Here is a 25988-nt window from a genome sequence, read left to right on the forward strand (position 1 = left end):
CTACTCGTCCTGGTCGTCGGCGCCCGGACGCTCCGCCCAGGGGGTTTCCTTGGCCGGGCGGACGACGATGAGCTTGTCGCCGGCGGCCAGCACCGAGACCGACGAGTCGTAGTACCGGTGGACCTTGCCGTCGCGGACGACGGAGACCACCCGATCCGGCACCGAGGACGGCGCTTTGCCGACCTCGCGGCCGAGCACCGGGCGCTCGGCGACCTCGAGGCCCTCGCCGTAGGTCAGCAGGTCCTCCATCACCTCGCCCAAGTTCGGGCTGACGGCGGACAGGCCGAGCAGCCGGCCGACCGCCTCGGAGGAGGTGACGACCGCGTCGGCGCCGCTCTGCCGCAGCAGGGGGACGTTGTCCTCCTCGCGGACCGCGACCACGATGTGCGCGTTCGGGTTGAGCTGGCGAACGGCCAGTGTGACCAGCACGGCCGAGTCGTCGCGGTCGGTGGTGACGATCACCTCGCGGGCCGTCATCGCCTCCGCTCGGCGCAGTACGGTCCGGTTGGTCGCGTCGCCGTGGAAGGCGGCCATCTGATCGTTGCCCGCGTCACCGATCGCCTGCGCGCGCGGATCGATCACGACGATCTCGGTGCGCTTGACGCCGTTGCTCAGCAGGGTTTGCACCGCTGCCCGGCCCTTGGTGCCGTAGCCGACGACAACCACATGGTCCTTCATGCGCTTCCTCCATCGTGAGTCGCGCATGATGCGGCGACCTTCGTTCGCCAGGACTTCCAGCGTCGTGCCGACCAGCACCACCAGGAACGAGATCCGCAGTGGCGTGACGATGAAGGCGTTGACCAGCCGGGCGGTCGGCGTCACCGGAGTGATGTCGCCGTACCCGGTCGTGGTCAGCGTGACGGTCGCGTAGTAGATGCTGTCGATGAAACCGACCTCACCGTCATAGGTGTCCTTGTAGCCGTCCCGATCGACGACCACGATGAGCACCATCAGCGTCAGCAGTCCCAGCGCGATCATCAGCCGCCGGAACAACTCCACTACCGGCGAGCGAGTGCTCGCGGGCAGGTTGACGAGAAGGCCGTGCGGATTACGACCGGGCAGGGATGGCACGCGTCTGACGATAGGGCACCGAGGGGCGATCCACCGCATGCGACAGGCTCTGGTCGGACAGTGCGACGGTGACCATCAGATGCCCGCTATCCTGCACCACCCTGGTGCGCATTCGCAGCCCCTCGACGGTCCGCAGCATCGCGTCGTTCTCCGGCTGGACCATGCAGACCACGCGGTCGGCACCGAGCGCTCTGGCCTCCTGGATCACTTTGCGCAGCAGTTGCGAGCCCAGCCCGTGCCGCTGCCAGCCGTCCTCGACCAGTACGGCGATCTCCATCGCCGCACCGCTCAACTCGTCCCAGGGAGCCGCTGTCGCCATCCCGACAACAGCCTCACCAGCAGCGGCGACGATGGAGACACCACCGGCGGGAGCGGACAGGTGTCGCGCAGTACGGGCGGTGAGCTTGGGCATGGGAACGTGATAACGCCGGGTGCGGCTCTCGTACGAGCAGCGGTCGTGCATGGCGACTACTGCGTCAGCATCCTCGACAGTGGCCTTCCGCAGCTCCGGTACTGCGCTGCCGGGCCGCGGCGGCGCCTCGGTCGGTACGGGCTCCCGCTCGGCCAGCCGGCCGGCAATCTCGACCAGTACGTCGGCCCGCGCCCACTCGGCCGGCGTGTACTCGCCGAAGCCCTGGAGGTTCTCCAGCTCCTCGTCGACCGACAGCGGGTCGTCGATCAGCCGCAGTACTGCGCGCAGGTAGCGGGTGGGACCGTCATGGAGGACCTCGGCCTGGCAGGGCCGGACGGCGGTGTTGGTGCAACCAGCTTCGGCGACCAGCGTGGTGAGCTGCTCCGCGGTCCAGCCGACGCCGGTGGAGACGACGAGTTCGTCGACAGCGCCGGACTCGGCGGTGAAGACCTCCAGGCTCAGAATGTTGATCTCGTCCGCACCACAGCGTGCGGCGAGCTCGGCCAAGGCACCTGGCCGGTCGGCGAGTTCGGTTCTGATCTTCCAGAGCATGGGTGACGCCCTCCCTCGTGGAAACGTGCTTCCACTGTGCGCGGGAGGTGTTGCCACCCCGGGTCCGGAGTGTTACACCCGTGTCAACCCTTGGTTTGCTCCTTACCTGGCCCGGCGGCGCACCTTCGGCAGCCGATCGGTCAGCTTCGGCTTGCTGGCGGCCAGCTCGAGAGCGTTCTCCCGCCGGTCCAGGTCGGCGTGCCGGAGCAGATCCGGGTAGCTGGACTGCGGCACCGACGGGTACGTCGTGACGATCGCGTCGCCGGAGAAGACGAAGAAGACGGCCTGCCCGTCCTTGATCACCTTGAGCAGCGACCCGTCCCGGACGGTCAGCGCGTGCTCGATCGCCTTCTTCCGCGCCGTCCGCTTCGCCAGCGCCGCCTGGAGGGCCTGCTGGGCAGGTTCTCGCCCGTGCTTGACCGCCTCGAACGCCATCGGCCCGTACCGCACGCCGTACTTCACCACGTTCTTGGCCAACTTGCCTCTACCTGCCGCCATACCTCGACTGTACTGACTCCGCCGGGTCGAAATGCGGAGTTGGGGGCGGTCAGGCACGATGGGCGGGTGACCGTTCCTACCCCGCGCCGGCCGATTCTGCCGGGTGCCAAGTTGTTCGAGTCGTTGCCTGGGGCGCACGACCCGGCCGCGGTGGCCGAGGTCGCGCACCGGACGGCGGAGTTGCTGGTGCGCGGGGCGCGGTCGACCGAGGACGCCGAGGTGATCGCCAGGGTGGTGAAACTGGCCGACGACTACGGGCTCGACGAGCTGGCCGATCTGTGGTCGGACGCGCCGGCGGACTCGCTGCCCGGCACGCTGTGGCGCCTCTACCTGCTGCGCTCATGGGTGCACGGCAACGCCGAGGAGGTCTCCCGCGAGTACTCGACCGGCCGCAAGTACGCCGAAGTACACGCGGTGGTGGCCGGTGTCGCCGACCCGCCCGGGCCGACCGAGGTGCGGGACATGGTCGACGCCGTACTGCGCGGTGTCGCGACCGGTGATTTCGCCACCACCCTGGACCGCGCCGCCGCTTTCGCGCGGATCGTCGCGACCGGCCGGGCCCATCTGGCCGAGGAGACCCACGATCAGGTCCGGTCCGCCTCCAAGCTGGTGGAGATGGCCGACCAGTTGCAGATCGCGGCCCGGACCGAGCGCGCCGGCCAACTCTGGTAGTCCGCCGACATTCACGCGACGGTACTTGCGCCGACCGGACCTTGGTGCTAGGCAACCGATCCGTGAGAAGTCAACAGGACAAGGGGTTTGCCCACCGGTTACACTGATGGAGGTGTCGGGCCGCGGTAGCCCCGGGTCCCAAATATAGCCGCTTCGAGCGGCCTCGCGCCGTGAGGCGCTTCCCGGTCCGGCACCAGTAAATCTTCACAGTCGAGCACCCTCGCCCGGTCAGCATCCTGCGCTGACCGGGTTTTCGCTGTCGGATTTCTTCCAACCGTTCAGCCTGTTGCCTCCCGGCGACCGGCTTTGATAGGCAGGACCAGCGGAGGTGGGGCCGTGACCTGTCCATCCTGGGGACCGAACAAGGAGAAAGACCCAGTGAGGAAAGCCCTGACCGCTCTGGCGCTGTTTGCCGTGATCGCACTACTGAGCGTCGTGCTTCGACCATCGTCCGTCTCATTGCCACCCGCGGATGCCAAAGTCGCGCTCAGCGTGCGGGTGTCGGGCAACCAACTCGTCGACCAGACCGGCGCCAAGCTGCAACTGCGTGGCGTGAACCACTCCGGAGCGCAGTACGCGTGCGCTGAGGGCACCGGCTTGTTCGATGCTCCGGCCACCGACGCGACCATCGCCGCGATGAAGGCCTGGGGCGTCAACGCCGTCCGGGTCCCGCTGAACGAGACCTGCTGGCTCGGCAGCACCCAGGTCAGGCCGGGGATGCGCGGTTCGACGTACCGCAATGCCATCGCCGCCTGGGTCAACAAGCTGACCACGGCCGGCCTGCGGGTGATCGTCGACGCGCACTGGACCCAGGTCGACACCAAGAAGGCGACCGACCAGCGGGTGATGCCGACCCGCGCCTTCGCCCCGCTGTACTGGCGCTCGGTGGGCGCCACCTTCAAGAACAACCCGGCCGTCATGTTCGACCTGTTCAACGAGCCCTATCCGGACGACAACCAGGACACCACCGTGGCGTGGAAGTGCATCCGCGACGGCGGCGCCTGCGGCGGGACAGGGTTCGTGACGGCCGGCATGCAGGAGCTGGTCCTGGCCGTCCGGTCCTCCGGCGCCCGCAACGTCATCCTGGTGCCCGGCCCCGAGTACGCCGGTTCGCTGACCCGCTGGCTGGAGTTCAAGCCGGTCGACCCCGCCAACCAGCTGGCCGCGTCGGTGCACATCTACGGGCAGCCGCTCGGTTCGCCGTACGACGATCCGAAGCGCTGGCCGGAGATCGACAAGGTGGCGGCGAAGGCGCCGGTGGTGATCGGTGAGTTCGGTGACGCCGACTGCACCCACAAGTTCACCGACAAGCTGACCAAGTGGGCCGACACCCGCGGGATGTCGTACCTGGCCTGGGGCTGGGTGGTCGGCGACTGCGCCGACGAGCCGTCCCTGCTGAAGGACTACAACGGCACCCCCTCGGGCTTCGGCGTGGGCGTCAAGGCCGCCCTGCAGAAGAAGCGCTGACCCGCTCGTCCTCGACCGGATCTCGGGGTCCGGTCGGGGGCATCCCCCTGTCGCTACCGCCCGCTGCGAGAGCAGACTCGGAGCACTAGCGACGGTTTCTGGGGGACCGCTGATCAGCCAGGGAGGGCGATCGGCATGGAGGGACAGACGGCCGTCGTGCGCGCGGACGCTGTGGTCCGCACGTACGGCGAGGGCGACACCGCGGTCAACGCGCTGCGCGGTGTCGGGGTGGAGATCACCCCCGGGCAGCTGACGGCGGTGATGGGACCGTCCGGCTCGGGCAAGTCGACGTTGATGCACATCCTCGCCGGGCTGGACAAGCCCACCTCGGGATCGGTGCAGATCGGCGGCACCGAGATCACCACGCTCGGGGACGACGACCTGACCAAGCTGCGGCGCAAGCACATCGGGTTCATCTTCCAGTTCTTCAACCTGCTGCCGATGCTGACCGCCCGCGACAACATCGTGCTGCCGCTGACGATCGCCGGCGAGAAGCCGGACCCGGCGTACTTCGACGAACTGGTCGCCCGGGTCGGGCTGGCCGACCGGCTGAGCCATCGCCCGTCCGAGTTGTCCGGCGGTCAGCAGCAGCGGGTCGCGATCGCCCGCGCGCTGGTCTCCCGGCCGACGGTGATCTTCGCCGACGAGCCGACCGGCAACCTCGACTCCCGGACCAGCAACGAGATCCTGCAACTGATGCGCGGCTCGGTCGACGAGTACGGCCAGACGACGGTGATGGTGACCCACGACGCCAAGGCGGCCGCGATGGCCGACCGGGTGCTCTACCTGGCCGACGGCGAGATCGTGAAGGAGACCGGCCGGAGCGACCAGCACGAGATCCTGCGGATCATCGACTCGCTGGACCTGCAGTGAGCCGCGACGGGGGACGGTCATGATCCGGTTCTCGCTGCGCGGCCTGCTCAGCCGCAAGCTCCGCACCGCGCTGACCGCGATCGGCGTCGTGCTCGGCGTCGCGCTGGTGTCCGGCACCTACGTGCTGACCGACTCGATCTCGAGCGCGTTCGACTCGATCTTCTCCGACTCCTACCGGAACACCGACGCCGCGATCACCGGCAAGCCGGCCTTCGACGTACCGGACGACGGGACCGCGCCGGCGCCGCCGTTCGACGAGTCGCTGCTGGCGAAGGTGGCCGGGCTGCCCGAGGTCGGGGTGGCCGGCGGCGCGGTCTCCGGCGAGGCGCAGCTGATCGGCAAGGACGGCAAGGTGGTCGTCTTCGGCGGCGCCCCGAACATCGGCTTCAGCATCGACGCGGACCGGCCGGAGTTCAACACGCTCGCGCTGGTCAAGGGCGACTGGCCGGTGGCGGACCAGGTGGTGATCGATACCCAGACCGCCACCAAGAAGGGCTTCTCCCCCGGCGATACGATCGGGGTCCAGGCCCGCGGCGAGGTCCAGCAGATGCGGATCTCAGGGCTGGTGGAGTTCGGCTCGGTGTCGTCGATCGGCGGCGCGACGCTCGCGGGCTTCCAGTTGCCGACCGCCCAGCGGTTGTTCGACAAGCCCGGCAAGCTGGACCAGATCCTGCTCAAGGCCAACAGCGGTAGGTCGCCGCAGCAGCTGATCGAGGCCGTCCGGAAGGCGTTGCCCGAGGGCACGCAGGTGCGGTCGGCCGATGAGCAGGCCGCCCAGGATGCCTCCGGGACGAGTGGGTTCCTGGACTTCTTCCGGACCTTCCTGCTGGTGTTCGGCGGAATCGCGCTGTTCGTCGGGTCGTTCGTGATCGCGAACTCGCTGTCGATCACGATCGCCCAGCGGACCCGCGAGTTCGCCACCCTCCGCACGCTCGGTGCCTCCCGGCGTCAGGTGCTCAACTCGGTGGTGCTCGAAGCGCTGCTGACCGGTGTGGTGGCCGCGGTGGCCGGGCTGTTCCTCGGGCTGGCGACCGCGACCGGGTTGTTCAAGATCTTCGACGCGGCCGGGTTGACGCTGCCCAACAACGGGCTGGTGTTCCGCGGCCGGACGGTCGCCGTCGCGCTGACCGTCGGCATCCTGGTGACCTTGCTGGCCAGCTTGCGACCGGCCTGGCGGGCCACTCGGGTGCCGCCGATCGCGGCCGTTCGCGAAGGGGCGAAGCTGCCACCTGGTCGGTTCGTGCGGTACCGCGCGCTCGGTGCCGTGCTGCTGACGCTGGCCGGCGTCGCGCTGGTGCTGGTCGGGTTGTTCGTCGACGGGTTGAGCACGGGCAGTCTGCTGACCGCGCTGGCGGTCGGAGTACTGCTGATCTTCATCGGGATCGCGTTGTTCGCGGCCCGGTTGGTCCGTCCGCTGGCAGCGGCTTCCGATCCGATCGCGCGGGGCTCGGTGCTGGTGCTGACGATTCTTGCCTGGCCGCTGTTCTCGTTGCCCTATTGGCTTCTGCGCCGTGGGTACTGGGGACCGGGGTCGGCGGCGAAGCGGGCCGGCGGGTTCGTGCTCGGCGCAGTACTGAATCCGGTGCTGCTGGTGGTGGTGACAGCGATGGCCGTACGCCGAAAGGTCAGCTCGTGGCAGCCCGAGTGGCCGGCCGAGTTCCCCGGCGTACTGATCGACGGCCCGGCCGCTGGAATCGGCGGGCAGAACAGCCGGCGCGATCCCGACCGGACCGCGTCGACCGCTGCCGCGCTGATGATCGGGCTGGCCCTCGTCACGCTGGTGGCGACGCTCGGCGCGGGGATCATCAAGCCATTCGAGGACGCCGTCGACAAGATCTTCAGCGGCGACTACGCGATCGCGGCGCAGAACAACTTCAGCCCGCTGCCGCCCACCGTCGCGGCGGCCGTGGCTCGCGTTCCCGGCGTCGAGTCGGTGTCGAGCGTGCGGGCCGGCCAGGGCAAGGCGTTCGACGAGACGATCCCGATCACCGCGGTCGACAGCGCGGCGCCGAGCGTGCTCAGCTTCGACTGGAAGAGCGGCTCGCAGGACGTCCTGGGTCAGCTCGGCACCGACGGCGCGGTGCTCGACGACGAGTACGCCGAGAAGCACAACCTGCAACTCGGTTCGCAGTTCGCGCTGACCAGCGTCACCGGCCGCACGCTGCAACTGACCGTCCGGGGCATCTTCACCCCGCCGGCCGGTGGCTCGCCGTTCGGCAACGTGACCACGTCGACCGCCACCTTCGACGCGAGCAACCCGCAGCCGCTGAACATCTTCACCTTCCTGAAGCTGGACGGCGGTGTCACCGCGGCGAACACGGCGGCCCTCGAGTCGGCGCTGGCCGGCTTCCCGAACGCCAAGGCGCAGACCCGGGAGCAGTTCAAGGCAGCGCAGTCGGACAGCATCAAGAGCCTGCTGAACGTGCTCTACGTGCTGCTCGCCCTGTCCGTGCTGGTCAGTCTGTTCGGCATCGTCAACACGCTCGTGCTGACCGTCTTCGAGCGGACCCGCGAGCTCGGCATGCTGCGCGCGATCGGCCTGACCCGGCGGCAGGTGAAGCGGATGATCCGGCACGAGAGCGTGATCACCGCCCTGATCGGCGCGGTGATCGGCATCGTCCTCGGACTCGGCCTGGCCTGCCTGTTGGCCGCCCGGCTGGACGAGGTCAGCTTCGCCGTACCGACCGGTCAGCTGGTCGTCTTCGCCGTCGTCTCGGTGGTGGTCGGGATCTTCGCCGCCATCTGGCCGGCCCGCCGCGCGGCCCGGCTCAACCCGCTGGAGGCGCTCCAGTACGAGTAGCTGCCAGTAGTTTCGACCACCGTAGGTAAGCGACCGGCGGCGAGGGGTAACCCGTCGGCCTCTTTTCGGCTACCTTCGCGAGGGCCGGGGTATCCCCGAGCGGGACACCATCGGCGCCATCGCCCTTGCCCCTACGAAAAGGAAACCCCTCATGCGCCGCCTCCCCCGCGCGCTGCTTCCGCTCGCCCTCACCGCCGGCCTGCTCGGCCAGACCCTGGTCGCCATACCGGCCGGCGCCGGCCGTGGCCGTGACTTCGACGTCCAGGCCCATCGCGGCGGTCTCGGGCTGACCGTGGAGAGCACGATCGCGTCCTTCTCACACGGCCTCGAGCTCGGCGTCAGCACGCTCGAGCTCGACGTCCAGATCACCGAGGACGGCCACGCGGTCGTCACCCATGACCGCAAGATCAGCGGCGCGAAGTGCCAGGACACCGCGCCCTACACGCCCGCCGACCCGGAGTACCCGTACGTCGGGAAGTTCGTCAACACGCTGACGCTGCAACAGGTCAAGCAACTCGACTGCGGGTCGCTGACACAGGCCGCACACCCCGGTCAGACGCCCGACCCGGGCGCTCGGATGCCTGAGCTGCGCGACGTCTTCGACCTGGTCCACCGGTTCCGCGCGGACAAGGTGAAGCTGAACATCGAGACCAAGGTCGAGGCGGGCGCGCCGAGCGAGACCGCGCCGCGCGAACAGTTCGTCCAGGTGGTCGCGCGGGAGATCCGGAAGGCGCGGATCGGCCGGCAGGTGACGATCCAGAGCTTCGACTGGGGTTCGCTGATCCGGATGCGCCAGGTCGCGCCCGAGCTGCCGATCGTCGCGCTGACCAACTACGACTTCCTGCAGACCGGCCAGCCGGGCAAGTCCCCGTGGCTGGGTGGTCTGGACATCGACGACTTCGGTGGCGACCTGGTGAAGGCGGCGGCGTCGTTCGACGCGGACGCGATCTCGCCGGTGCACGGGTTCCCGCAGGACGGTCGCGTGACGGATCCGGGGTACCGGCCCTATGTCACCGCCGACATGGTCCGCTCGGCGCATCGCGCTGGGATCAAGGTCGTGCCGTGGACGGTCGACGACCCCGCGACCATGCAGTCGCTGGTCGACAAGGGCGTCGACGGCATCATCACCGACTACCCCGACCGCCTCCGCACCGTCGCGCGGTCGAACGGCTTCCGGCTCCCGATCGCGTACGACGCTCCGGCGATCCGCGCGCTGCCGTCGGCACACGCGCACAACGACTACGAGCACCGGCGACCGCTGCAGGACGCGCTCGACCGAGGCTTCAACAGCGTCGAGGCGGATGTGTGGCTGATCGACGGCGAACTGCGGGTCGCGCACGACGTCGAGGACGCGGTACCGGGTCGCACGCTCGAGAGCCTCTACCTGAGGCCTCTCGCGCAGCGGGTGCGGGAGAACCATGGCCAGGTCTATCGACGTGGTCGCGACTTCCAGTTGCTGATCGACATCAAGAGTGACGGGCCTACGACGTACGCGGCGATCGACAAGGCACTGGCGAAGTACCGGGGCATCAGCACGATCTACAAGGGTGGGCGGACCTACCGCGGCGCGGTCACCTCGGTGATCAGCGGCAACCGCCCGCTCGACGTACTGAAGGCCCAGAAGGTCCGGTACGCCGGGTACGACGGCCGGCTGGCCGACCTCAACTCGAAGCTCCCCGCGTCGCTGATGCCGCTGGTGAGCGACAACTGGTCGAAGAACTTCACCTGGAACGGCGTCGGCGCGTTCCCCGTCACCGAACGCGCTCGACTGCGCGAGATCGTCGCCACCGCCCACCACGCCGGCTACCGGGTCCGCTTCTGGGAGACCCCGGACACCCCCGGCGCCGCCCGCGAGGCCGTCTGGTCAGAGCTGACCGCGGCCGGCGTCGACCACCTCAACACCGACGACCTACACGGCCTGGAGGACTTCCTTCGTCAAGGCCTGACCAGATAGAGGCGGGCGGTCGGCTCGACCAGTACGGCGAGCCGGCCGCCTACCTCGAAGTGGTCGGTGTGCTTCCACTCGAAGGGCGCCTCGAACGTCTCGAACCCGGGCCCGCTGATCCGCAGCCCGAGACGGACGCCCTCCCCCTCGCCCCAGCTCGTCGTCCCGACCGACAGGATCTCCGCGGTCGCGGGCAGCCCCGACGCTTCGATCAGCTTGGTGTCGCGCCGGCCGTGGTGGTACGTCCGCCACAAGGTGAAGGCGAAGAACACCAGGAACACAGCGACGACGACGGTCAGCAGCATGGCCCACCAAGGGAAGTCGGCGTCCAGCACGATCAGGGCGACCACCAGGGCCGGGCCACTCACGGCGAGCACCAGACAGACCAGGCTGAGGACGAAGTACCCAACGGCGCCGACGCGCGGTGGGCTGATCTTGCCGTTCGCGGGCTGCCGCCATTCAGTCGTTGACACCGCAGAAGACTAATCGACCACCGCGGTCAGCATGACGATGTCGAGGCCGTCCTCGATCGTCTGCCGCTGCTTGACAGCGCCGTTGCCATCTCGCAGTACTCGCTGGATGGCGGCGGCGACTCTGTCTGCTTCACCTAGCTGTTGGAGAGCTGCGGCGACATGCAGTTGCAGCAGGTCGAGTAGCTCTGGCATCGGCACCGGGCGGGCTTTGAGGACCTCGAGACCGTTGCCGGTGATCCCGTCGCGCGCAGCCAGCCAGTACGCCGCGCGCAGTACCTCCGGCTCGAGCTTCGGCCCCAGACCGCCATCCTCCAACGCAGTCATCACCAGAGCGCGGATCAGCGTTGCGAGCAGCACTGTCTCGTCGACAGTCAGCGGCACGTCGCTGACCCGCACCTCGACAGTCGGTAGGTGGCTGGACGGGCGGACGTCCCAATAGACCATCCGCTCGTCCATGATGCTGCCCGTCGCGACCTGCATGGCGACCAGCGCGTCGTAGTGCTCGGCGGATTCGAAGTACGGCGGTGGGCCTGAGCACGGCCAGCGCGACCACATGATCGATCGCCAACTGGCGAACCCGGTGTCCTGGCCGAGATAGACCGCACTGTTGGCCGTCAGCGCCAGCAGCGTGGGCAGCCACGGCCGCAGGTGGTTACTGACCCGAATGGCCGCTTCCTTGTCCGGTACGTCGATGTGCACGTGGCAGCCGCACACGCCTTGCTCACGAGCCAGCAACCCGTACCGCGCGGCCATCTCCTGATAGCGCGGCTTCCTGGTCACCAGCTGCTCCGCCACGCCCCCAGGCGGGGTGGCAATCGCCAGCAGCTTCGTCCCCTCCTCCGCTGCGGCCTCGGCCAGCTTCGCCCGCGACCAGGTGAGCTGCAGCCGCAGTTCATCAGACGTTTCACACACAGGTGAGTTGATCTCGACCTGGGACCTGGTCAGCTCCAGCTCGACGTCTACGCCTTCCGCCCCCGCGGCAACGGCCTTGCTACGCGGCATCGGGTCACCACTGGCCGAAACCAGCAGCAACTCCTCTTCGACGCCCATGGACGGGAGATTCATGCATTTCGACGTACCCGGCCGTGGAATTGCGGAAACGCCCGGTGCTCTAAGCTCTGCTGGGTGAGTCTGCCGAGCGTTGTTGCCACCCGGTACGTGTTGCCGCTGCGCGAGGGCGGCTCGCTGCCTGGTGTTGTCGAAGGCAACGATCTCGGGACCTACGTGATCAAGTTCCACGGCGCGGGACAGGGTCCCAAGGCGCTGGTCGCCGAGATCATCGTCGGCGAACTGTTCCGCCGGCTCGGTCTGCGGGTGCCGGAGCTGAAGCTGATCGAGCTGGACCCGGTGATCGGCAAGTCCGAGCCGGACGAGGAGATCCAGGACCTGATCGTCCGCAGCGCGGGTCTCAACCTGGCCGTCGACTTCCTGCCCGGCTCCTTCGGCTACGACGGATCCAGCGGCAAGCCGGACGAGGCCACCCAGGCGAAGATCCTCTGGCTGGACGCGTACGTCGCCAACGTGGACCGCTCCTGGCGCAACACGAACCTGCTGGTCTGGCACAAGCAACTCTGGCTGATCGACCACGGAGCAGCGTTGTACTTCCACCACTCCTGGATGTCCGCCGAGCGGTTCACCGGTCTCGCGTACGACGCGCAGGACCACGTGTTCCGGGATGTGGCGGACGCAGTACCGGGTGTGGATGCGGAGCTTGCGGCGGCGATCACTCCCGAACTGCTCACCGAGGTGATCGCGCTGGTCCCCGACGAGTGGCTCGGTGAAGGCGACCGGGAGCGATACCTGGGGCATCTGACCGCCAGACTCGCCGACCGGTCCGCGTGGCTGCCGGGTGGTGCCCGGTGAACCTGGTGCCCTTCGACTACGTCATCCTGCGCGCGGCGCCCCGCATCCAGCGCGGCGAGTTCGTCAACGTCGGCGCGGTGATCTACTGCCGGTCCCTGGACTTCCTGGGCGCGTCCTGGGACGTCGACCCGCTCCGGTTGCGAGCCCTCGACCCAGCGGTCGACGTGGACGTCGTGTGCGCGTCACTGGAGCACATCCGCGCAATCTGCGCGGGTGACCCCGAGGGCGGCCCGGCAGCGACCACGAGGATCGGCGAACGCTTTCGCTGGCTCGCCGCACCCCGCAGTACGGTCGTGCACCCCAGCCCGATCCACAGTGGGCTCACCAACGACCCCACCGCGGACCTGGACCGACTGGTCGACGCTTTCGTCCGTTAGGCCTCGAGCGCGGTCGAGACCACGTTGCGGGCCTCGGCGAAGACCTCGGCGAGGTGCTCCTCGCCCTTGAAGGACTCGCCGTAGATCTTGTAGAGGTCCTCGGTCCCCGACGGCCGGGCAGCGAACCACGCGGACTCCGTGGTGACCTTCAGCCCGCCGATCGCAGCGCCGTTGCCGGGCGCGCTCGTCATCCGATCGAGGATCGGCTCGCCCGCCAACTCGGTCGCGGTCACCGCGTCGGCCGAGAGCGCGGCCAGCTTGGCCTTCTGCTCGCGACTGGCCGGCGCGTCCACCCGCGAGTACGCCGAGGCGCCGAACTTCGACACCAGCTTGGCGTGCGCCTGGGACGGCGTCTCCCCCGTCACGGCGGTGATCTCGCTGGCCAGCAGCGCGAGCAGGATGCCGTCCTTGTCCGTGGTCCAGACCGTGCCGTCGAAGCGCAGGAAGCTCGCGCCTGCCGACTCCTCACCGCCGAAGCCGACCGAGCCGTCGATCAGACCGGGCACGAACCACTTGAACCCGACCGGAACCTCCCACAAACGGCGGCCGAGATCGCCGACCACGCGGTCGATCAGCGAGGACGACACCAGCGTCTTTCCGACGGCGACCTCGGGACCCCACTGCCGGTTCGCGAACAGGTAGGAGATGGCCGCGGCGAGGTAGTGGTTCGGGTTCATCAGGCCGGCGTCGGGCGTGACGATGCCGTGCCGGTCGGAGTCCGCGTCGTTCCCGGTGGCGAGGTCGTAGCGGTCCTTCTGGGCGACCAGCGAGGCCATCGCGTACGGCGAGGAGCAGTCCATCCGGATCTTGCCGTCGTGGTCCAGCGTCATGAACGACCAGGCCGGGTCGACCCGCGGGTTCACCACGGTCAGGTCGAGGCGGTGCCGCTCAGCGATCGCGGCCCAGTAGTCGACGCTCGCGCCGCCCAGCGGGTCGGCGCCGATCCGGACTCCGGCACTCCGGATCGCGTCGAGGTTCAGCACGGACGGCAGGTCGTCGACATAGTGACCGAGGAAGTCGTACTCCCCTGCCTGGGCCCGCGCCGCTTCGAACGCAGTACGGCGTACTTCGCGGTTGCCACCGGCGATCAGCTCGTTGGCGCGGGCCGCGATCCAGCCGGTCGCGTCGGAGTCGGCCGGGCCGCCGTGCGGCGGGTTGTACTTGATCCCGCCGTCGCGCGGCGGGTTGTGGCTGGGCGTGATGACGATGCCGTCGGCCCCCGCGCCGGCGCCTCGGTTGAGTCGCAGGATGGCGTGTGACACGGCCGGAGTCGGCGTCAGCCGGTCAGCGCTGTCGACCAGGGTCTGGACGCCGTTGCCGGCCAGCACCTCGAGCACGGTCCGCCAGGCAGGCTCCGAGAGGCCGTGGCTGTCCCGGCCGACCAGCAGCGGCCCGGTCGTGCCCTCACCCGCGCGGTACTCGCAGACGGCCTGGGTGATGGCCAGGATGTGCGCCTCGTTGAACGCGCCGTCCAGCGACGAGCCGCGATGGCCCGACGTGCCGAAGACGACCTTCTGGGCGGGGTTCTCGACGTCCGGCGAGATCCCCTCGTACGCCGCGAGCAGCGCGTCGACGTCGACGAGATCCTCGGGCTGAGCGGGCTGACCTGCGCGTGGGTGCATGTGCACATGCAACAAGCCTTCGGCCCCGGACACAACTCCACCCGTCGCGTCCCGGCCCGCGAACTTGTGCGGCTCAGCTCGCGAAGGGGGTGAGCAGCTGGTCTACTGGCGCGTAGTCATCGGTCAGCAACGGCGCGTCGCCGATGAACTGCCGGATCGCGGCCGGATCGTCGATGTATCCGGCGCCGGTGCCGAGCCGCTGCCGGATCGCTGCCCCAGGCAACGGTTGGTCGGCGGCCAGCAGGACGAAGTTGCCGCCGGCGGTCCCGGCCAGGGCAGCCGGCTTCGCGATCAGCCCGACGTGCGGGAATTCCGCCGCGATCGTGCGGAGTTCCGCCTTCAGGAACGACTGCGGCCCGAAGTCGATGACGTTCACCAGGTAGAGCCCGTCGGTCTTCAGCACCCGGCGCACGTCGGCGACGATCTCGCGGGTGGTCAGGTGCCACGGCACCGCGACCCCGCCGAACGCGTCCATCAGGACCAGGTCCCGGCTGTCGGCCGGCTCGGACCGTACGCCGAGCCGCCCGTCGCGGATCTGCACGTCCAGGTCGGGGCCGAGCTTGGCGCCGAGCTCGGCCTTGTCGACCTCGATCACACCAGGGTCGATCTCGTAGACCTTGTTCTTGCTGCCGGGCCTGGTCGCGGTCAGGTAGCGCGGCATCGTCAGGCCGCCGGCGCCGATGTGCAGCGCCTCCAGTGGCGACTTGTCCGTCCACCGGGTGTCGATCGCGGTGACGAAGTTCTTCGCGTACTCGAACTCCAGATAGGTCGGATCGTCGAGGTCGACGTACGAGTGCCGGAGTTGGTCGAGGTACAGGGTGCGGCCGCTCGCCCGCGCCGGATCCTTCTCGATCCGGGCGCAGTGGTACGCCGTCTCGACCTCGCACGGCCGGGGCGCGACCAGGGTCAGGCCGGTGCCGATCAGCGCAAGAGCGAGCGGCCGGCCTGCAGCCTTCAGGCCGCGGAAGAAGATCGTCAGGGCGGCTCCGGCCAGGACCAGCAGCCCGCCGAGGCACAAAACGATGGTGCTGGTCGGGACCTTGGCCACGAACACGAAGCCGGTCAGCACCGTGCCCGCGATCGCGCCGACTGTCGCATAGGCAGACAGCCGGCCGACAACCGTCCCGGTCTGGGCCAGCGTCGACAGCCTGAGCTTGGTCACCATCGGCGTCACCGCGGCCAGCAGCGAAGCCGGCAGGAAAAGCGCGACCGCGACCACCAGGAAGACCGCCTGACCGCCGCCATCGCGGAGCGCCTCGCCGGTCCAGCGCACAGCAGGCAGGATCAGCAGCACGAGTGCGCCGGCCAGGAGAACGATCGGGCCAAGCGAACGGGTCGGCGGCACGCTGTCGGCGATCCGGCCACCCATCGCGGCACCCGTGGCGATCGCCGCGAGCGCGACGCCGATGACCGCTGTATTGGTCTCCAGCGTCAGCCCCAGGTACGGCGCGACCAGGCGCAGCGCGACCAGCTCGAGCACCATCACGGCCGCGGAACTGCCGAACGCCAAGGCGATCGCGACCTTGTCGTTGAACCCCTTGACCGGCACTACCTGGGCGGTCTTATCCGTCGCATCCACCGCGCCACCCTATCCGCGCGAGGCTGTCGATTCCGGGCGCTGCCGTTCGTTAGCATCGAAAGACCGTTTTTGGAGGGCCGAACGATGAACGCGACCACCAGCGCCGACCTGTACGCCGCCTCGCGGGCGCGGCTGACCGAAGCAGGGCTGAGCTTCAGCCCCGAGACGCTGGCCGGCCGGGTGCCCGCCTGCCCTGACTGGACCGTGCACAACCTGCTCTCCCACCTGGCCGGGGTCGCGGCCGACTTCGTCTCGGGGAATCTCGACGGGGTGCCGCGGCCACCTTGGACCGCAGTACAGGTTGATGCTCGGCGGTCGACACCGATCAGCGGCGTACTGGACGAATGGGCGACGACCGGGCCGACCCTGGAGAAGCTGATCCTGAGCGGCGAGACCAGCCACCCGCTGATCTGCAACCCGTACGTCGATGCCGGCACGCACGAGGCCGACCTGCATGGCGCGACCGGGATCGGACGGCCGCCACGCGAGCTCTGGCTGGCAACGCTGGACTGGATCTTTCCTGTTACCGAGCCGAACGAGGACGCGCCGGGACTGCTGTCGGTCGTGACGCCGGACGGCACCTACCAGGTAGGCGCCGGGGAGCCGGTCGCCGAGGTGCGCACCGACTCCTACGAGCTGTTCCGGGCCGCCTTCGGTCGTCGTTCGCCGGCCCAGCTCCGGGCATGGCAATGGAGCTCTGCGGACGCAGCCGACAGCTGGTCGACCGGTCTGGCGTTCCTGCCACAGACTCAGGTGGACCTGATCGACTGATCTCACCGGATTGCCTTGTGGATAACGGCTGATCGGCACGTCGAGGCTCGTACTTTCCTAGGCATGAGCAAACGAATCGTCACCCACTGCACCAGCGAGATCAACACCTCCGGACCACTCACCGCCGACGACCTCGCGCCAGGCGTGCTGGCCGCCGGCCTGACCAGATCCAGCAGCCCAGCCACCTCCATCCGTACTGCGCTACGCCAGTCACCTGTGCTGGTGCAACTCCCCGACGGACGCTTCGACAGCGCCCGGCGGATGCTGGACGGCGCTGCGCTCACCCATCGGGTCCGCTATCCCACCATGGGCCGGCAGGTGCTTTATGCCGGCCCTGAATTGGCGCTGCTCGACCAACTGCTCCTGCACGAAGGGTCGCTGGCGTTGTCGACCGGTGGCGCGGTGAGCTCGTCATTCGGCGAGTTCGGCGGCTGGTGTGGTCCACCGGGCTGGCTTCCCGACGTCCCCGCCGACACCTTGCTCGCCTTCCGCCTTCAGAACGGGCGGGTGACGGTCACTCCCCTGCATCACGAACCATCACCCTCAAGCCCCGCGACCGAGCGGCTCCGGCTGGTGCTGAGGCGCTATCTGAGATCCGACGACGGACTGACCCAATGGCAGAGCCAGCACACGCTGGGCACGAGCATGCTCCGCGCCCTGGCCGAGATCCCTGATCTGCTGATGGATCCGTTGCCGCCACTCGACGAGATTCTGCAACTGGGCAACGAGCGGTGGGGGCGAGAGTGGCCGATCGAGTCGGCCGACGGAGTTCGGAACGGCAAGCAGGTGGTGCTCGAGGACTTGCCCGTTGGCTTGGTGGCCGCGCTGGAACGCGATGCTTACAACCTCGGCGTCAGCCTGGGTGAGCTGACCATCCTGCTGCTGTCCGCGGCGACGTACCGGACGGCAATGCCGTGTCGCCATGACACAGAGGCCGCCTGGCTGTCACCGCCCGGCGGCGTTCTACCGGGCCTCGTCGAGGCGGGCCACCAGTGACTTCGGCGCGACGTGCCGATAGGCGTCCTCGACGAGCTCTGCGAGCTGCGGCCAGTCGACGGCAGGCACGTCGAGGTAGACACCGAGCCAGCCGCGATGTCCGACGTACGGCGGACGGAAGAAGTGCTCCGGATCGCTGGCGATCAACGCTTCTTGCGCTCCTGCGGGCGCTGCACACCAGAACGCCCTCCGGTCGTCATGGTGCTGATCCGCGAACATCACAAACGTCTTCTTGTCCCGGACGAACCACGTCGGCTCTCCGTGACTCAGCCGCTCAGTCGTCTCCGGCAACGCCAGACACAGTTTCCTCAGCCGCTCCAGGCCGTCCATCCCTGCCTCCAGTCCGACCGCCCGCCCTGCCCTCACCGACGAGGGCCGGGAACAACCACACCCGCTTCGTAAGCGTAGACAACGGCCTGCGCCCGATCCCGCAAATCCAGTTTGGTGAGAATCCGGCTCACGTGCGTCTTCACAGTCTGCTCCGCCAGCACCAGAGTGGCCGCGATCTCCCGATTCGACTGCCCGCGCGCCACCAGCCTCAGGACGTCGGTCTCCCGCGGCGTCAGCTCCGCGGCAGTCGCCGGCAACACCGGCTGCACCTTGGCAAAGTCCTCCACCAACCGACGCGTGACCGACGGCGCCAGCAACGCATCCCCCGCCGCAACGATCCGCACGGCAGCGGCCAACTCATCCGGCGACGAGTGCTTCAACAGAAACCCACTCGCCCCCGCCCGCAACGCGTCGTACACGTACTCATCAAGGTCAAAGGTGGTGAGCATGACCACCCGAGGCGGCTCCCCAGGCGCCACCCCGGCAAGAATCCGCCGAGTCGCCTCCAGCCCATCCATCACCGGCATCCGCACATCCATCAACACCACCTCAGGCCGAAGCCGACCCACCACCTCAACCGCCTCCGCCCCGTCCCCCGCCTCCCCCACCACGCTCAGATCGGCGTGCGCTCCCAGCAGTGCCGCGAACCCGGCCCGCACCACGGCCTGATCATCGACAACCACCACAGAGATCGTCACGCCTTCCCCTCCCCGTCCAGCGGCAGCCTGACCTCCACCAGATACCCACCCTCAGCAGTGACCCCAGCCGCGAACTCCCCGCCGAGCAACCCAACACGCTCCTTCATCCCAACCACCCCATGCCCACTCCCCGGCGCCCCCACATCCCGCTCTTTTACGAGCGCTGCCGGCCCGTTCAACACCTTCACAACCAACCCACCACGACCTTCGCCATCCACCCAGTCCGCGCCGCCGATGCGCTGAACACTCACCTCGACCACTGCTCCTGGCGCATGCCGCACCGCATTGCTCACCGCCTCCTGCACCACCCGGTACACCGTCAACCCCACCGCAGGATCCACCACCCCCGGCAGTTCGCCCACCCCAACCGTCAACCGGACATCGGCACCAGCCCGACAAGTGCTCGCGACCAACTCGTCCAAGTCCTCGAGCCCTGGCTGCGGTCCAAGCTCACCACTCGACCCGCCCCCACCAGGCTCGGCCCGAAGCAACCGCAGTACTCGCCTCATCTCCGTCAGCGAAGAGCGAGCGTCCTCAGCGATCCCAGCAAACTCCTCCCGAGCATCCGCCGGCAAAGCAACCAACCGATGGGGCGCACTGTCCGCCCGCACCACAACCACCGACAGATGATGCGCCACGACATCGTGCAACTCCCGCGCGATCCGGGCCCGCTCCTGCCACCGCGCCCGCTCAGCTCGCTCGGCCGCACTGATCCCTTCCTGCTCCACCAACTGCCGCCGAGCCTCAGCCCGCGACCTCAGCAACTCCCCCACCACCACAGCAACCGCAGACAACACCGCCATGGTCAGCAAGCCCGACCACGTACCCCGCTCCGGCGCCACTCCCATCGCCACCGCACCAGCCACCTGCGTCCCGACCCACCACACCACCAGGGACCGACGAGCGCTCGGAGCACCCCGAGCACCAACCAAAGCCAGCACGATCGAGTGCCCGAAAACGGTAGTCGCCGCCCACGGCCAAGGCTCATCAGCAGAAATCGGCACACACACCGCAGCGGTAAGGACCGCAGCAGCCAGCGATAGCGGCAGAACAGCAGACGGCTTCAGCCAAACAAGCGCCAACGACAACGCCCGAACAACTCCCAGCGCGAAGGCGGCCCCAAGCGGAAGCTGATAATGCTGCCCCAGATCAGCAACGGTCAGCACCAACAGCGCAGCAACCCCCACTGTCGCACCAACGCCCGCGCGCCCGATCGGCCATCTCGAACTCATTCATCGACCTTAGTCACGACTCAGAGCTGCTGAGTCCACGAGTAGAAGAACAGCGCCCCACCGGCCGCCAGCAAGATAGTTGCCGGAAGCACCAACCACGACATCACCGCACCGTACAACCGCCGAACGGCCGCCGCCTGCAGCACCCCGACCCCTCGCAGTACGAACATCAGCACCACAACAATCGGCACCGATACCGCCGCATGCACCGCCCAAGCCCCCGCCTTGGTCGGCCCACCCCAGGTCCCATCCCCGTACGGCCCACTCTCGACGAACCCGTAGAACGGCCCCCGCACCACCGCCGTCACCAACATCATCACCAAGAACCACCCCAACAGCCCGAGCGCCAAACTCACCACCCAAGTCATCAACGCCGACCCCTTCCCCACCCGCCGCATCGCCGTCCCCGTGCCCGGCATCGCCGTCTCCGGAGCGAGCGGAGGCACCTCGGGCGACCCTTGAAAGCGGGCGAGCCGACGCCACCTCGAATGAACTGCGGCGTCCTGCCCCAGCACAGTTCGTCCGATCGACAACAGGCTGACCGGCACCATCGCAAGGTCATAGCCGATCGACCGGATCAGGCGAGCTGTCAAGCTCCGCCGACCGGATAGCGGTCCATCAGCGGCCAATACAGCCGCTCGAGCAGTGTCCGTCATGGCTTCTCCTCAGTCTCAACAACTGAGATCAACCCTAGAAACAAGCGTGCGCGAAGACATCCGCCCACAGAGCCAAATCGCTCCCCCTACCCCAGTACGGGATCGATTGTGACCTAGGTCACAGTGACCACGGTGAGTGTCGCAGGGTTACACAGTCAGTGCCGGAGGGTGCGTGCGGCAGTGCCGCGCCGACAGGAGGTTCGAACAACATGCGTATTCGGAACCTGGCGGTAACCGCCACTCTGATCCCGGTCCTGATGCTCGCGGGCTGCGGAAACAACAACTCCGCCGACGTGGCCGCATCGTCACCCGGCGCCCACAAGGCCAACAAACCCGGCCTCGCCGACGCGGTCGCCAGCGGCGCCGAACCGGTTGCAGACGCCCCGGTCTCGGACGACCCGGTCGTCAACGCGTACTACGACTACCGCGTCGCATTCGACGTGATGATGCGCAGCGGCGGCCGCTCCACCAAGCAACTCGCGCCGGTGATGACACCGACGATGTTCACAGCGATCAGCCAGCAAGCGAAGTACTTCCGCACCAAGCACCTGCATAACACCGGCGTCACCAAAGTCCTGTGGGCCAAGCGAATCCTGCTCTCCAAGGGCGTGATCGTCCGCGCCTGCTACGACACCGTGCAAGCGCGCACAGTAGACAGCAAGGGCAAAAACGCCCTCCCCGCCGGCACCCCCACCCGCTGGCTGGACCAAATGCGCGTCGAACTGGTCGAAGGCCGCTGGGTAGTCGACGGCGGCAGCACCACCCCCCAAGCCTGCTAACCACCCCACACCCGGGCGCACCATTCAGCTCCGCACGACGAGTGCACACCACCACCCAGCACGCGCAGCCCGCTCCACCCCACACGCGCCACGCCTCACCACCCACAGGGCATCACCAAGCACGGTCGACCCACTCACCACTCACCACTCACCACCCAGCACAGTCGACCCTCGCAACACTCACCGCGCACCACCCAGCACCCGCCACCCCCGCACCACCCACTGCGCACCACCCCAGCACCACTCACCGCGCACCACCCCAGCACCACTCTCCGCGCAGCACGCACCGCCAGGTGCACGCCGCACCACCTGCCGCCTGCCACTTGCGCAGGCCGGCAGCCAGCAGCTATTCACCACTGGCGCCGACACCTAGCCCCGCATCGGGCGACCACCGGCAGCCGTACAGCACCAGCAGCAACACCCACAGACGACTCTGTGCCGCCGCCCGTCCTGGGGCACACCTCGCGGTACAGAGCCAACTCACAGCGCGGAGAGCGGCAACCTGCTCTCCGCGCTGTCTGCTGTCACCGCGCGGTCCGCTGTCACCACCGACCTCAGGCGTGCCGGGTCGCCTGCTTGAGCAGCGATTCAACTGCCTCGTACAAAGCGGCATCATCAGCCGGACCCGACCAGACCAGCACCCGCGCCTTGTCACCAAGCTTCGCCGCGACGAGTTCCTGCGCAGGAGTCGGATCGCCCTGGTTCAGCAGTACGACGAGCCGGCGACCGTCGCGTTGCAGCCGATCGAGCAGCGGCGGCAAGGTCGACCCGCGGAACAACCCCGGATCGCTCTTCACCTTCGTCTCGACCATCACGCCGCGACCGCGGATCACCAGCAGGAAGTCGGCCCGGTCCCGGGTGAACTCCCGATCGTGATAGACCCGCGCCTTCGGCCAGAGCCGGTCGAGCGCGGCATCCACGTCGGCGTCGTACCGGGCGGCCAGCCGGCTCACCTTGGAGCTGGTACCGCGCGGCCGGAACTCCTCCGGAGCAAGTAGACCTCGACGCCGGCGCTTTAGCAGGGGCCGGAGCCATCGGTAGAACCTCGTGTCGATCATCGGCGGACCCCCTGGACCTGGCGCGACACTGAGGACAAGTCTCTCAGCACCGCCTGTGACGGACCAGATCCGGAAAGAGTTCACCGGCGATTGTGACACCATTGCGACGAACGAACCGCAGCCTGCAACATCAAAGGCTTTCAGCCGCCCTCCACGGCGTCCTGTATGCGCTGTCGACCTGTACGCGTTGTCGACGACGGGCGATGATCGAGCGCCTCGCGGACCTCGCCGCACCTCCAGCAAACACCGGTCACGCGGATGATGCCGGCGCACGGCCACCGCTCTCGACCCGCAGTCACCCCTGCGGACGAGGCCCTGGCTGGCAATCGCGGTCGCCGATCGGGCACCCGGACCGGGCACCCTCAACATCACGCGCCAGGTGCCGGCTCAGCGGCGGCGCCGGCAGACCGGCCTCGTCGCCTCGTCGATCGCCACCGCCAAAGCCCCTGCCGATCAACCATTGCAGGGCACGCGATCAGCCGTTGCAGAACACGCAAATTCCGTCCCCCTGCGGCCGCGACCGGCCGGATGACCGGTCTGTGCCGGAGAATCGGCCTATGTCCGGCTCCCGTCGGCGTTGAGGAGGGTCCGTGAGCTCGTCCCAGTGGAAGATCCACTTCAAGTCCGCCCCGAGTGAGGTCTATCGGGCGATCAGCACTCCACTCGGCCGGTCCCGGTTCTGGGCGGAGTCGGCCAAGGAATCCGACGGAGTCATCCACTTCGTCCTCCCCGGCGACCGGACCGACGACGCCCCGATCGAGCGAGCCCTCCGCGACAACCTGTACGTCGTCCGCCTGTTCGGTCAGCGACTGTCCTTCGCCCTCACCCCCGACGAGAACCATGGCACCGACCTCACCCTGACCGTCGAGGACGCGGCCGACCCGACCCCCTGGGTCTCCCTGCTGTTCCGGCTCAAGGCACACGTGGACTTCGGCGCCGACCTGCGCAACCACGACCCGGCCCGCGCCGCGGAGTACCTTGACGGTTGCTAGAGGCAATCAGTTATTCGGTTGCGGCGAGTGACCGGCTGGGGTTGGCTGGTCACGGCCCAGCAGGCGATTCCGGAGGACCATCGTGCAACCGCTCACCGCGGAGGAGATCAGACGCTCCTTCGTCAACTCGTCCAAGAGCCTGGTCAAGGCGATGACCCTGCCCCGCGACTTCGGCGAGCTGCCGTGGGAGAGCCTGGACTATCTCGGCTGGCGCGATCCGAAGGCGCCCGCCCGCGGCTACCTCGTCGTACCGCGTGAGGCCGGCGTGACGGGGATCGCCGTCAACACGGCGGCCAGCGGCAAGCCTCGCCGCGGTACCGGGCTGTGCGACCTCTGCTCCACGGCTCACCAGATCACCGAGGTCTCCCTCTTCGTCGCTCGCCGGGCCGGATCGGCAGGCAAGGCCGGGAACACCGTCGGCACCTACATCTGCGCCGACCTCGCCTGCTCGCTCTACGTCCGCGGCCTGCGCGACCCCGAGGTCCCGCAGGGCGACACGATCCTGCCGGAACTCCGCACCGAACGCCTGACCGAGCGGCTGGAGACCTTCGTCGGCCGCGTCCTGACCTGACGCGATTTCCGTACCGCTGCTCGCGGCGCATACGGATGCGCGTCTGGGGATACTAAGGTGGCTGACAGCTCACGGGGCTGGCCGTCACCAAGGAGAAGCGCGATGTCGGAGTTCAGAATCACCCATGAGATCCACGAGGTTCACCCGGACATCCGCGAGAAGCTCACGTCGACCACGATCGAGGCGATCAACGAGTCGAGCGCCCGGTCGGCCAAGGACGCGGCACTGGTACTGCGCAACAAGCTGGGCGAGATCGGCGTGCACATGAGCGAGGAAGCCTGTCTCGCCGCCGTCGAACGCATCCGCTCGGGCAAATCGCTTCGCTTCGAGATCGAACGCGCCGACAGCGACGAGACCGACGACTAGTACGGCAGAGCACTTGCCGCCCCAGATCCGGCAGCCGGGCTGGTCAACACCTTGACGACTGGTGCCGGCGGCGCCCTGACCCGCAGGGCCTGTCAGGACCTCACGGCCAGGTCGGTCAGGACCTGACGAACTTCCAGGTCAGCGGGATGTTGCCGAGGTTGATATCAGCCAGCTGACTGAAGGCCGGCTGGCTGAGATCAATATGCCCGGGCCCGCAGCTCGGGCACTTGTCGCGGACCGGCACCCTGATCGTCCGGCCGTTGTAGGTGACCTCCACCGAGACACCGGTGCACAGCGGGTCGTTGTTGGGATTGGCCGTCGTCCAGTAGGTGTACGACACGGCGACCAGCATCTCGGTCGCCGCATTGAGCTGCGTACCGCAGGCGCCGTACCCGGCGTCGTTGTAGTACGTCGCGTTGCCCTGGATCGGCTGGTCGAAGGGAATCGCATAGGCCGTCTGGGCGATCGTCAGTGGGAAGAACGTGGCGGTTGCCAGCACCGCCAGCTTGGTCAGCAGTTTCATGATCAACTCCTCACGCCACGCTGTGGAAGGTCACGGTGAAACCGGTGCAGTTGCGGCACTGGCGGACGGTCTGGTTGCCCTGCTCCGCATCCTGCCGGGACCAGGCATAGGCCTTCGGGCATCGCGAGCTCAGCGCGTCGCTGTACGGCGTACGGGCGTCGCGGTTGAGATTCAGGCAGTACGGCGTGGTGCCGTTGGTGCCGACCCGCTTGTTGGCCTGCGGGCAGAAGGGCAGCAGGTTCTCCGGGCAGCCCATCGTTTCGCATTCGCGCGATCCCGGCGGAGCCTGGGCGTTGTTCGCCCGGATGGTGATCGGCACCGAGAACGCGTTGACGTAGCTGACGTTGTACCAGGGCGCGAGCCCGTCGTTCTGGTCGAAGTTGAACTCGGCCAGGCTGGTCGGCTGCTCGCCGAGGCTGCAGCGATCGGCGTACGGGCCGCAGTCGCCGACCGCGCACTTGAAGGTGGAGCCGGAGTTGCCGGTGCACCCCTGACGGCCGAAGAACTTGCCGCGCCAGTGGTTGGGCCAGGCGCCCTCAGGAATGGTGACGGTGGCGGACTGCCCGTTATTGAGCCTGGGCAGGCCGGTGAAGTTGACCGAGTTGTCCGCGTTCACCGCGGAGCCGACCCACAGGGTCTGCCCGGACTGGTTCACGAACGTGACGGTGTGGACGATGGCGGTCGGCTGCAGACCGGGCAGCGGCGCGGGTTGCGCGATCGCCGGTATCGGGGCCGCGGAAACCGGCACAGCCGAGAGCAGGAAGAGGACAGGGGTCAGCAGGGCGGCGAGAATTTTCTTCATATCTTCTCCG

General features: G+C 68.2%; 27 protein-coding genes. 13 read left to right on the plus strand and 14 right to left on the minus strand.

From position 1 onward, the window contains the following. From AB0P21_RS27515 to AB0P21_RS27525, 3 genes are all read right to left on the minus strand, one after another. Window positions 1–1071 (minus strand): NAD-binding protein, encoded by a 1071-nt coding sequence (locus tag AB0P21_RS27515; protein WP_363700098.1) that lies wholly within the window; start codon window positions 1069–1071, stop codon window positions 1–3. Further along, on the minus strand, window positions 1049–2035 hold the full coding sequence (locus tag AB0P21_RS27520) for a GNAT family N-acetyltransferase (protein WP_363700099.1): 987 nt from the start codon (window positions 2033–2035) through the stop codon (window positions 1049–1051). Before AB0P21_RS27520 ends, AB0P21_RS27515 begins: the two co-directional genes overlap by 23 nt. Before the next feature lie 102 nt (window positions 2036–2137). Next, window positions 2138–2533, minus strand: coding sequence for a hypothetical protein (locus tag AB0P21_RS27525; protein ID WP_363700100.1), 396 nt, complete (start codon window positions 2531–2533; stop codon window positions 2138–2140). Window positions 2534–2599: 66 nt separating this feature from the next. On the opposite strand from AB0P21_RS27525, the gene AB0P21_RS27530 reads away from it, so the two are divergent. The 5 genes from AB0P21_RS27530 (at window position 2600) to AB0P21_RS27550 (ending at window position 10299) form a co-directional block, all read left to right on the plus strand. Next, window positions 2600–3205 (plus strand): hypothetical protein, encoded by a 606-nt coding sequence (locus AB0P21_RS27530; RefSeq protein WP_363700101.1) that lies wholly within the window; start codon window positions 2600–2602, stop codon window positions 3203–3205. A 378-nt stretch (window positions 3206–3583) separates the two neighbouring features. Continuing rightward, window positions 3584–4672 carry a glycoside hydrolase family 5 protein gene (locus tag AB0P21_RS27535; RefSeq protein ID WP_363700102.1) on the plus strand — a complete coding sequence of 363 codons (1089 nt, stop codon included), beginning with the start codon at window positions 3584–3586 and terminating at the stop codon, window positions 4670–4672. A gap of 135 nt (window positions 4673–4807) precedes the next feature. Further along, window positions 4808–5545, plus strand: a complete 738-nt coding sequence (locus tag AB0P21_RS27540) for an ABC transporter ATP-binding protein (protein WP_363700103.1) — start codon at window positions 4808–4810, stop codon at window positions 5543–5545. Window positions 5546–5564: 19 nt separating this feature from the next. Then, on the plus strand, window positions 5565–8345 hold the full coding sequence (locus tag AB0P21_RS27545) for an FtsX-like permease family protein (protein ID WP_363700104.1): 2781 nt from the start codon (window positions 5565–5567) through the stop codon (window positions 8343–8345). Window positions 8346–8496: 151 nt separating this feature from the next. After that, window positions 8497–10299 (plus strand): glycerophosphodiester phosphodiesterase family protein, encoded by a 1803-nt coding sequence (locus AB0P21_RS27550; protein ID WP_363700105.1) that lies wholly within the window; start codon window positions 8497–8499, stop codon window positions 10297–10299. Here the strand turns inward: AB0P21_RS27550 and AB0P21_RS27555 are convergent. Then, window positions 10281–10763, minus strand: a complete 483-nt coding sequence (locus AB0P21_RS27555; protein WP_363700106.1) for a hypothetical protein — start codon at window positions 10761–10763, stop codon at window positions 10281–10283. The genes AB0P21_RS27550 and AB0P21_RS27555 overlap by 19 nt on opposite strands. A gap of 9 nt (window positions 10764–10772) precedes the next feature. Next, on the minus strand, window positions 10773–11828 hold the full coding sequence (locus AB0P21_RS27560) for a glutamate--cysteine ligase (protein WP_363700107.1): 1056 nt from the start codon (window positions 11826–11828) through the stop codon (window positions 10773–10775). 60 nt (window positions 11829–11888) lie between these two features. Here AB0P21_RS27560 and AB0P21_RS27565 point away from each other — a divergent pair, with 60 nt between their 5' ends. Continuing rightward, the gene (locus AB0P21_RS27565) at window positions 11889–12626 is read left to right on the plus strand and encodes a HipA family kinase (RefSeq protein WP_363700108.1); all 738 of its coding nucleotides are present in this window, start codon (window positions 11889–11891) and stop codon (window positions 12624–12626) included. After that, window positions 12623–13003 (plus strand): DUF3037 domain-containing protein, encoded by a 381-nt coding sequence (locus tag AB0P21_RS27570; RefSeq protein ID WP_363700109.1) that lies wholly within the window; start codon window positions 12623–12625, stop codon window positions 13001–13003. The genes AB0P21_RS27565 and AB0P21_RS27570 overlap by 4 nt, the downstream gene beginning before the upstream one ends. Here AB0P21_RS27570 and pgm read toward each other — a convergent pair. Together pgm and AB0P21_RS27580 are read right to left on the minus strand one after the other, a co-directional pair. After that, the gene (pgm, locus tag AB0P21_RS27575; RefSeq protein WP_363700110.1) at window positions 13000–14625 is read right to left on the minus strand and encodes a phosphoglucomutase (alpha-D-glucose-1,6-bisphosphate-dependent); all 1626 of its coding nucleotides are present in this window, start codon (window positions 14623–14625) and stop codon (window positions 13000–13002) included. The two genes, AB0P21_RS27570 and pgm, sit on opposite strands and share 4 nt — an antisense overlap. A 73-nt stretch (window positions 14626–14698) precedes the next feature. Beyond that, a complete protein-coding gene (locus tag AB0P21_RS27580) occupies window positions 14699–16204 on the minus strand; it encodes a fused MFS/spermidine synthase (protein ID WP_363700111.1) in 1506 nt (501 codons plus the stop codon). 84 nt (window positions 16205–16288) lie between these two features. On the opposite strand from AB0P21_RS27580, the gene AB0P21_RS27585 reads away from it, so the two are divergent. Beyond that, window positions 16289–16975, plus strand: coding sequence for a maleylpyruvate isomerase N-terminal domain-containing protein (locus AB0P21_RS27585; protein ID WP_363700112.1), 687 nt, complete (start codon window positions 16289–16291; stop codon window positions 16973–16975). Window positions 16976–17038: 63 nt separating this feature from the next. Further along, a complete protein-coding gene (locus tag AB0P21_RS27590; protein ID WP_363700113.1) occupies window positions 17039–17971 on the plus strand; it encodes a hypothetical protein in 933 nt (310 codons plus the stop codon). Here AB0P21_RS27590 and AB0P21_RS27595 read toward each other — a convergent pair. Genes AB0P21_RS27595 through AB0P21_RS27610 form a run of 4 tightly spaced genes read right to left on the minus strand, consistent with a single transcriptional unit; the run spans window position 17939 to window position 20677 of the window. Continuing rightward, window positions 17939–18301 (minus strand): MmcQ/YjbR family DNA-binding protein, encoded by a 363-nt coding sequence (locus tag AB0P21_RS27595; RefSeq protein WP_363700114.1) that lies wholly within the window; start codon window positions 18299–18301, stop codon window positions 17939–17941. The two genes, AB0P21_RS27590 and AB0P21_RS27595, sit on opposite strands and share 33 nt — an antisense overlap. Before the next feature lie 32 nt (window positions 18302–18333). Continuing rightward, entirely contained in the window at window positions 18334–18999 is a 666-nt protein-coding gene (locus AB0P21_RS27600; protein WP_363700115.1) for a response regulator transcription factor, read from the minus strand. After that, window positions 18996–20231: a histidine kinase gene (locus AB0P21_RS27605; RefSeq protein ID WP_363700116.1), complete on the minus strand. Its 1236-nt coding sequence runs from the start codon at window positions 20229–20231 to the stop codon at window positions 18996–18998. Before AB0P21_RS27605 ends, AB0P21_RS27600 begins: the two co-directional genes overlap by 4 nt. A 20-nt stretch (window positions 20232–20251) precedes the next feature. Further along, window positions 20252–20677 carry a hypothetical protein gene (locus AB0P21_RS27610; RefSeq protein WP_363700117.1) on the minus strand — a complete coding sequence of 142 codons (426 nt, stop codon included), beginning with the start codon at window positions 20675–20677 and terminating at the stop codon, window positions 20252–20254. Between the two features lie 419 nt (window positions 20678–21096). Between AB0P21_RS27610 and AB0P21_RS27615 the strand changes: the two genes are divergently transcribed. Next, window positions 21097–21666, plus strand: coding sequence for a hypothetical protein (locus tag AB0P21_RS27615; RefSeq protein ID WP_363700118.1), 570 nt, complete (start codon window positions 21097–21099; stop codon window positions 21664–21666). 554 nt (window positions 21667–22220) lie between these two features. On the opposite strand, the gene AB0P21_RS27620 is transcribed toward AB0P21_RS27615, so the two are convergent. Next, a complete protein-coding gene (locus AB0P21_RS27620) occupies window positions 22221–22619 on the minus strand; it encodes a hypothetical protein (protein ID WP_363700119.1) in 399 nt (132 codons plus the stop codon). Between the two features lie 695 nt (window positions 22620–23314). On the opposite strand from AB0P21_RS27620, the gene AB0P21_RS27625 reads away from it, so the two are divergent. The 3 genes from AB0P21_RS27625 (at window position 23315) to AB0P21_RS27635 (ending at window position 24653) form a co-directional block, all read left to right on the plus strand. Beyond that, the gene (locus tag AB0P21_RS27625; RefSeq protein WP_363700120.1) at window positions 23315–23716 is read left to right on the plus strand and encodes a hypothetical protein; all 402 of its coding nucleotides are present in this window, start codon (window positions 23315–23317) and stop codon (window positions 23714–23716) included. 82 nt (window positions 23717–23798) lie between these two features. Beyond that, window positions 23799–24287: an FBP domain-containing protein gene (locus AB0P21_RS27630; protein WP_363700121.1), complete on the plus strand. Its 489-nt coding sequence runs from the start codon at window positions 23799–23801 to the stop codon at window positions 24285–24287. Between the two features lie 102 nt (window positions 24288–24389). Next, window positions 24390–24653, plus strand: a complete 264-nt coding sequence (locus AB0P21_RS27635; RefSeq protein ID WP_363700122.1) for a hypothetical protein — start codon at window positions 24390–24392, stop codon at window positions 24651–24653. A gap of 115 nt (window positions 24654–24768) precedes the next feature. On the opposite strand, the gene AB0P21_RS27640 is transcribed toward AB0P21_RS27635, so the two are convergent. Together AB0P21_RS27640 and AB0P21_RS27645 are read right to left on the minus strand one after the other, a co-directional pair. Beyond that, the gene (locus AB0P21_RS27640; protein WP_363700123.1) at window positions 24769–25176 is read right to left on the minus strand and encodes a cysteine/serine endopeptidase inhibitor; all 408 of its coding nucleotides are present in this window, start codon (window positions 25174–25176) and stop codon (window positions 24769–24771) included. A gap of 10 nt (window positions 25177–25186) precedes the next feature. After that, the gene (locus AB0P21_RS27645; protein ID WP_363700124.1) at window positions 25187–25978 is read right to left on the minus strand and encodes a thaumatin family protein; all 792 of its coding nucleotides are present in this window, start codon (window positions 25976–25978) and stop codon (window positions 25187–25189) included. Between the last annotated feature and the right edge of the window lie 10 nt (window positions 25979–25988).

It is taken from the genome of Kribbella sp. NPDC056861, from assembly GCF_040687575.1.
Taxonomy (GTDB): domain Bacteria; phylum Actinomycetota; class Actinomycetes; order Propionibacteriales; family Kribbellaceae; genus Kribbella.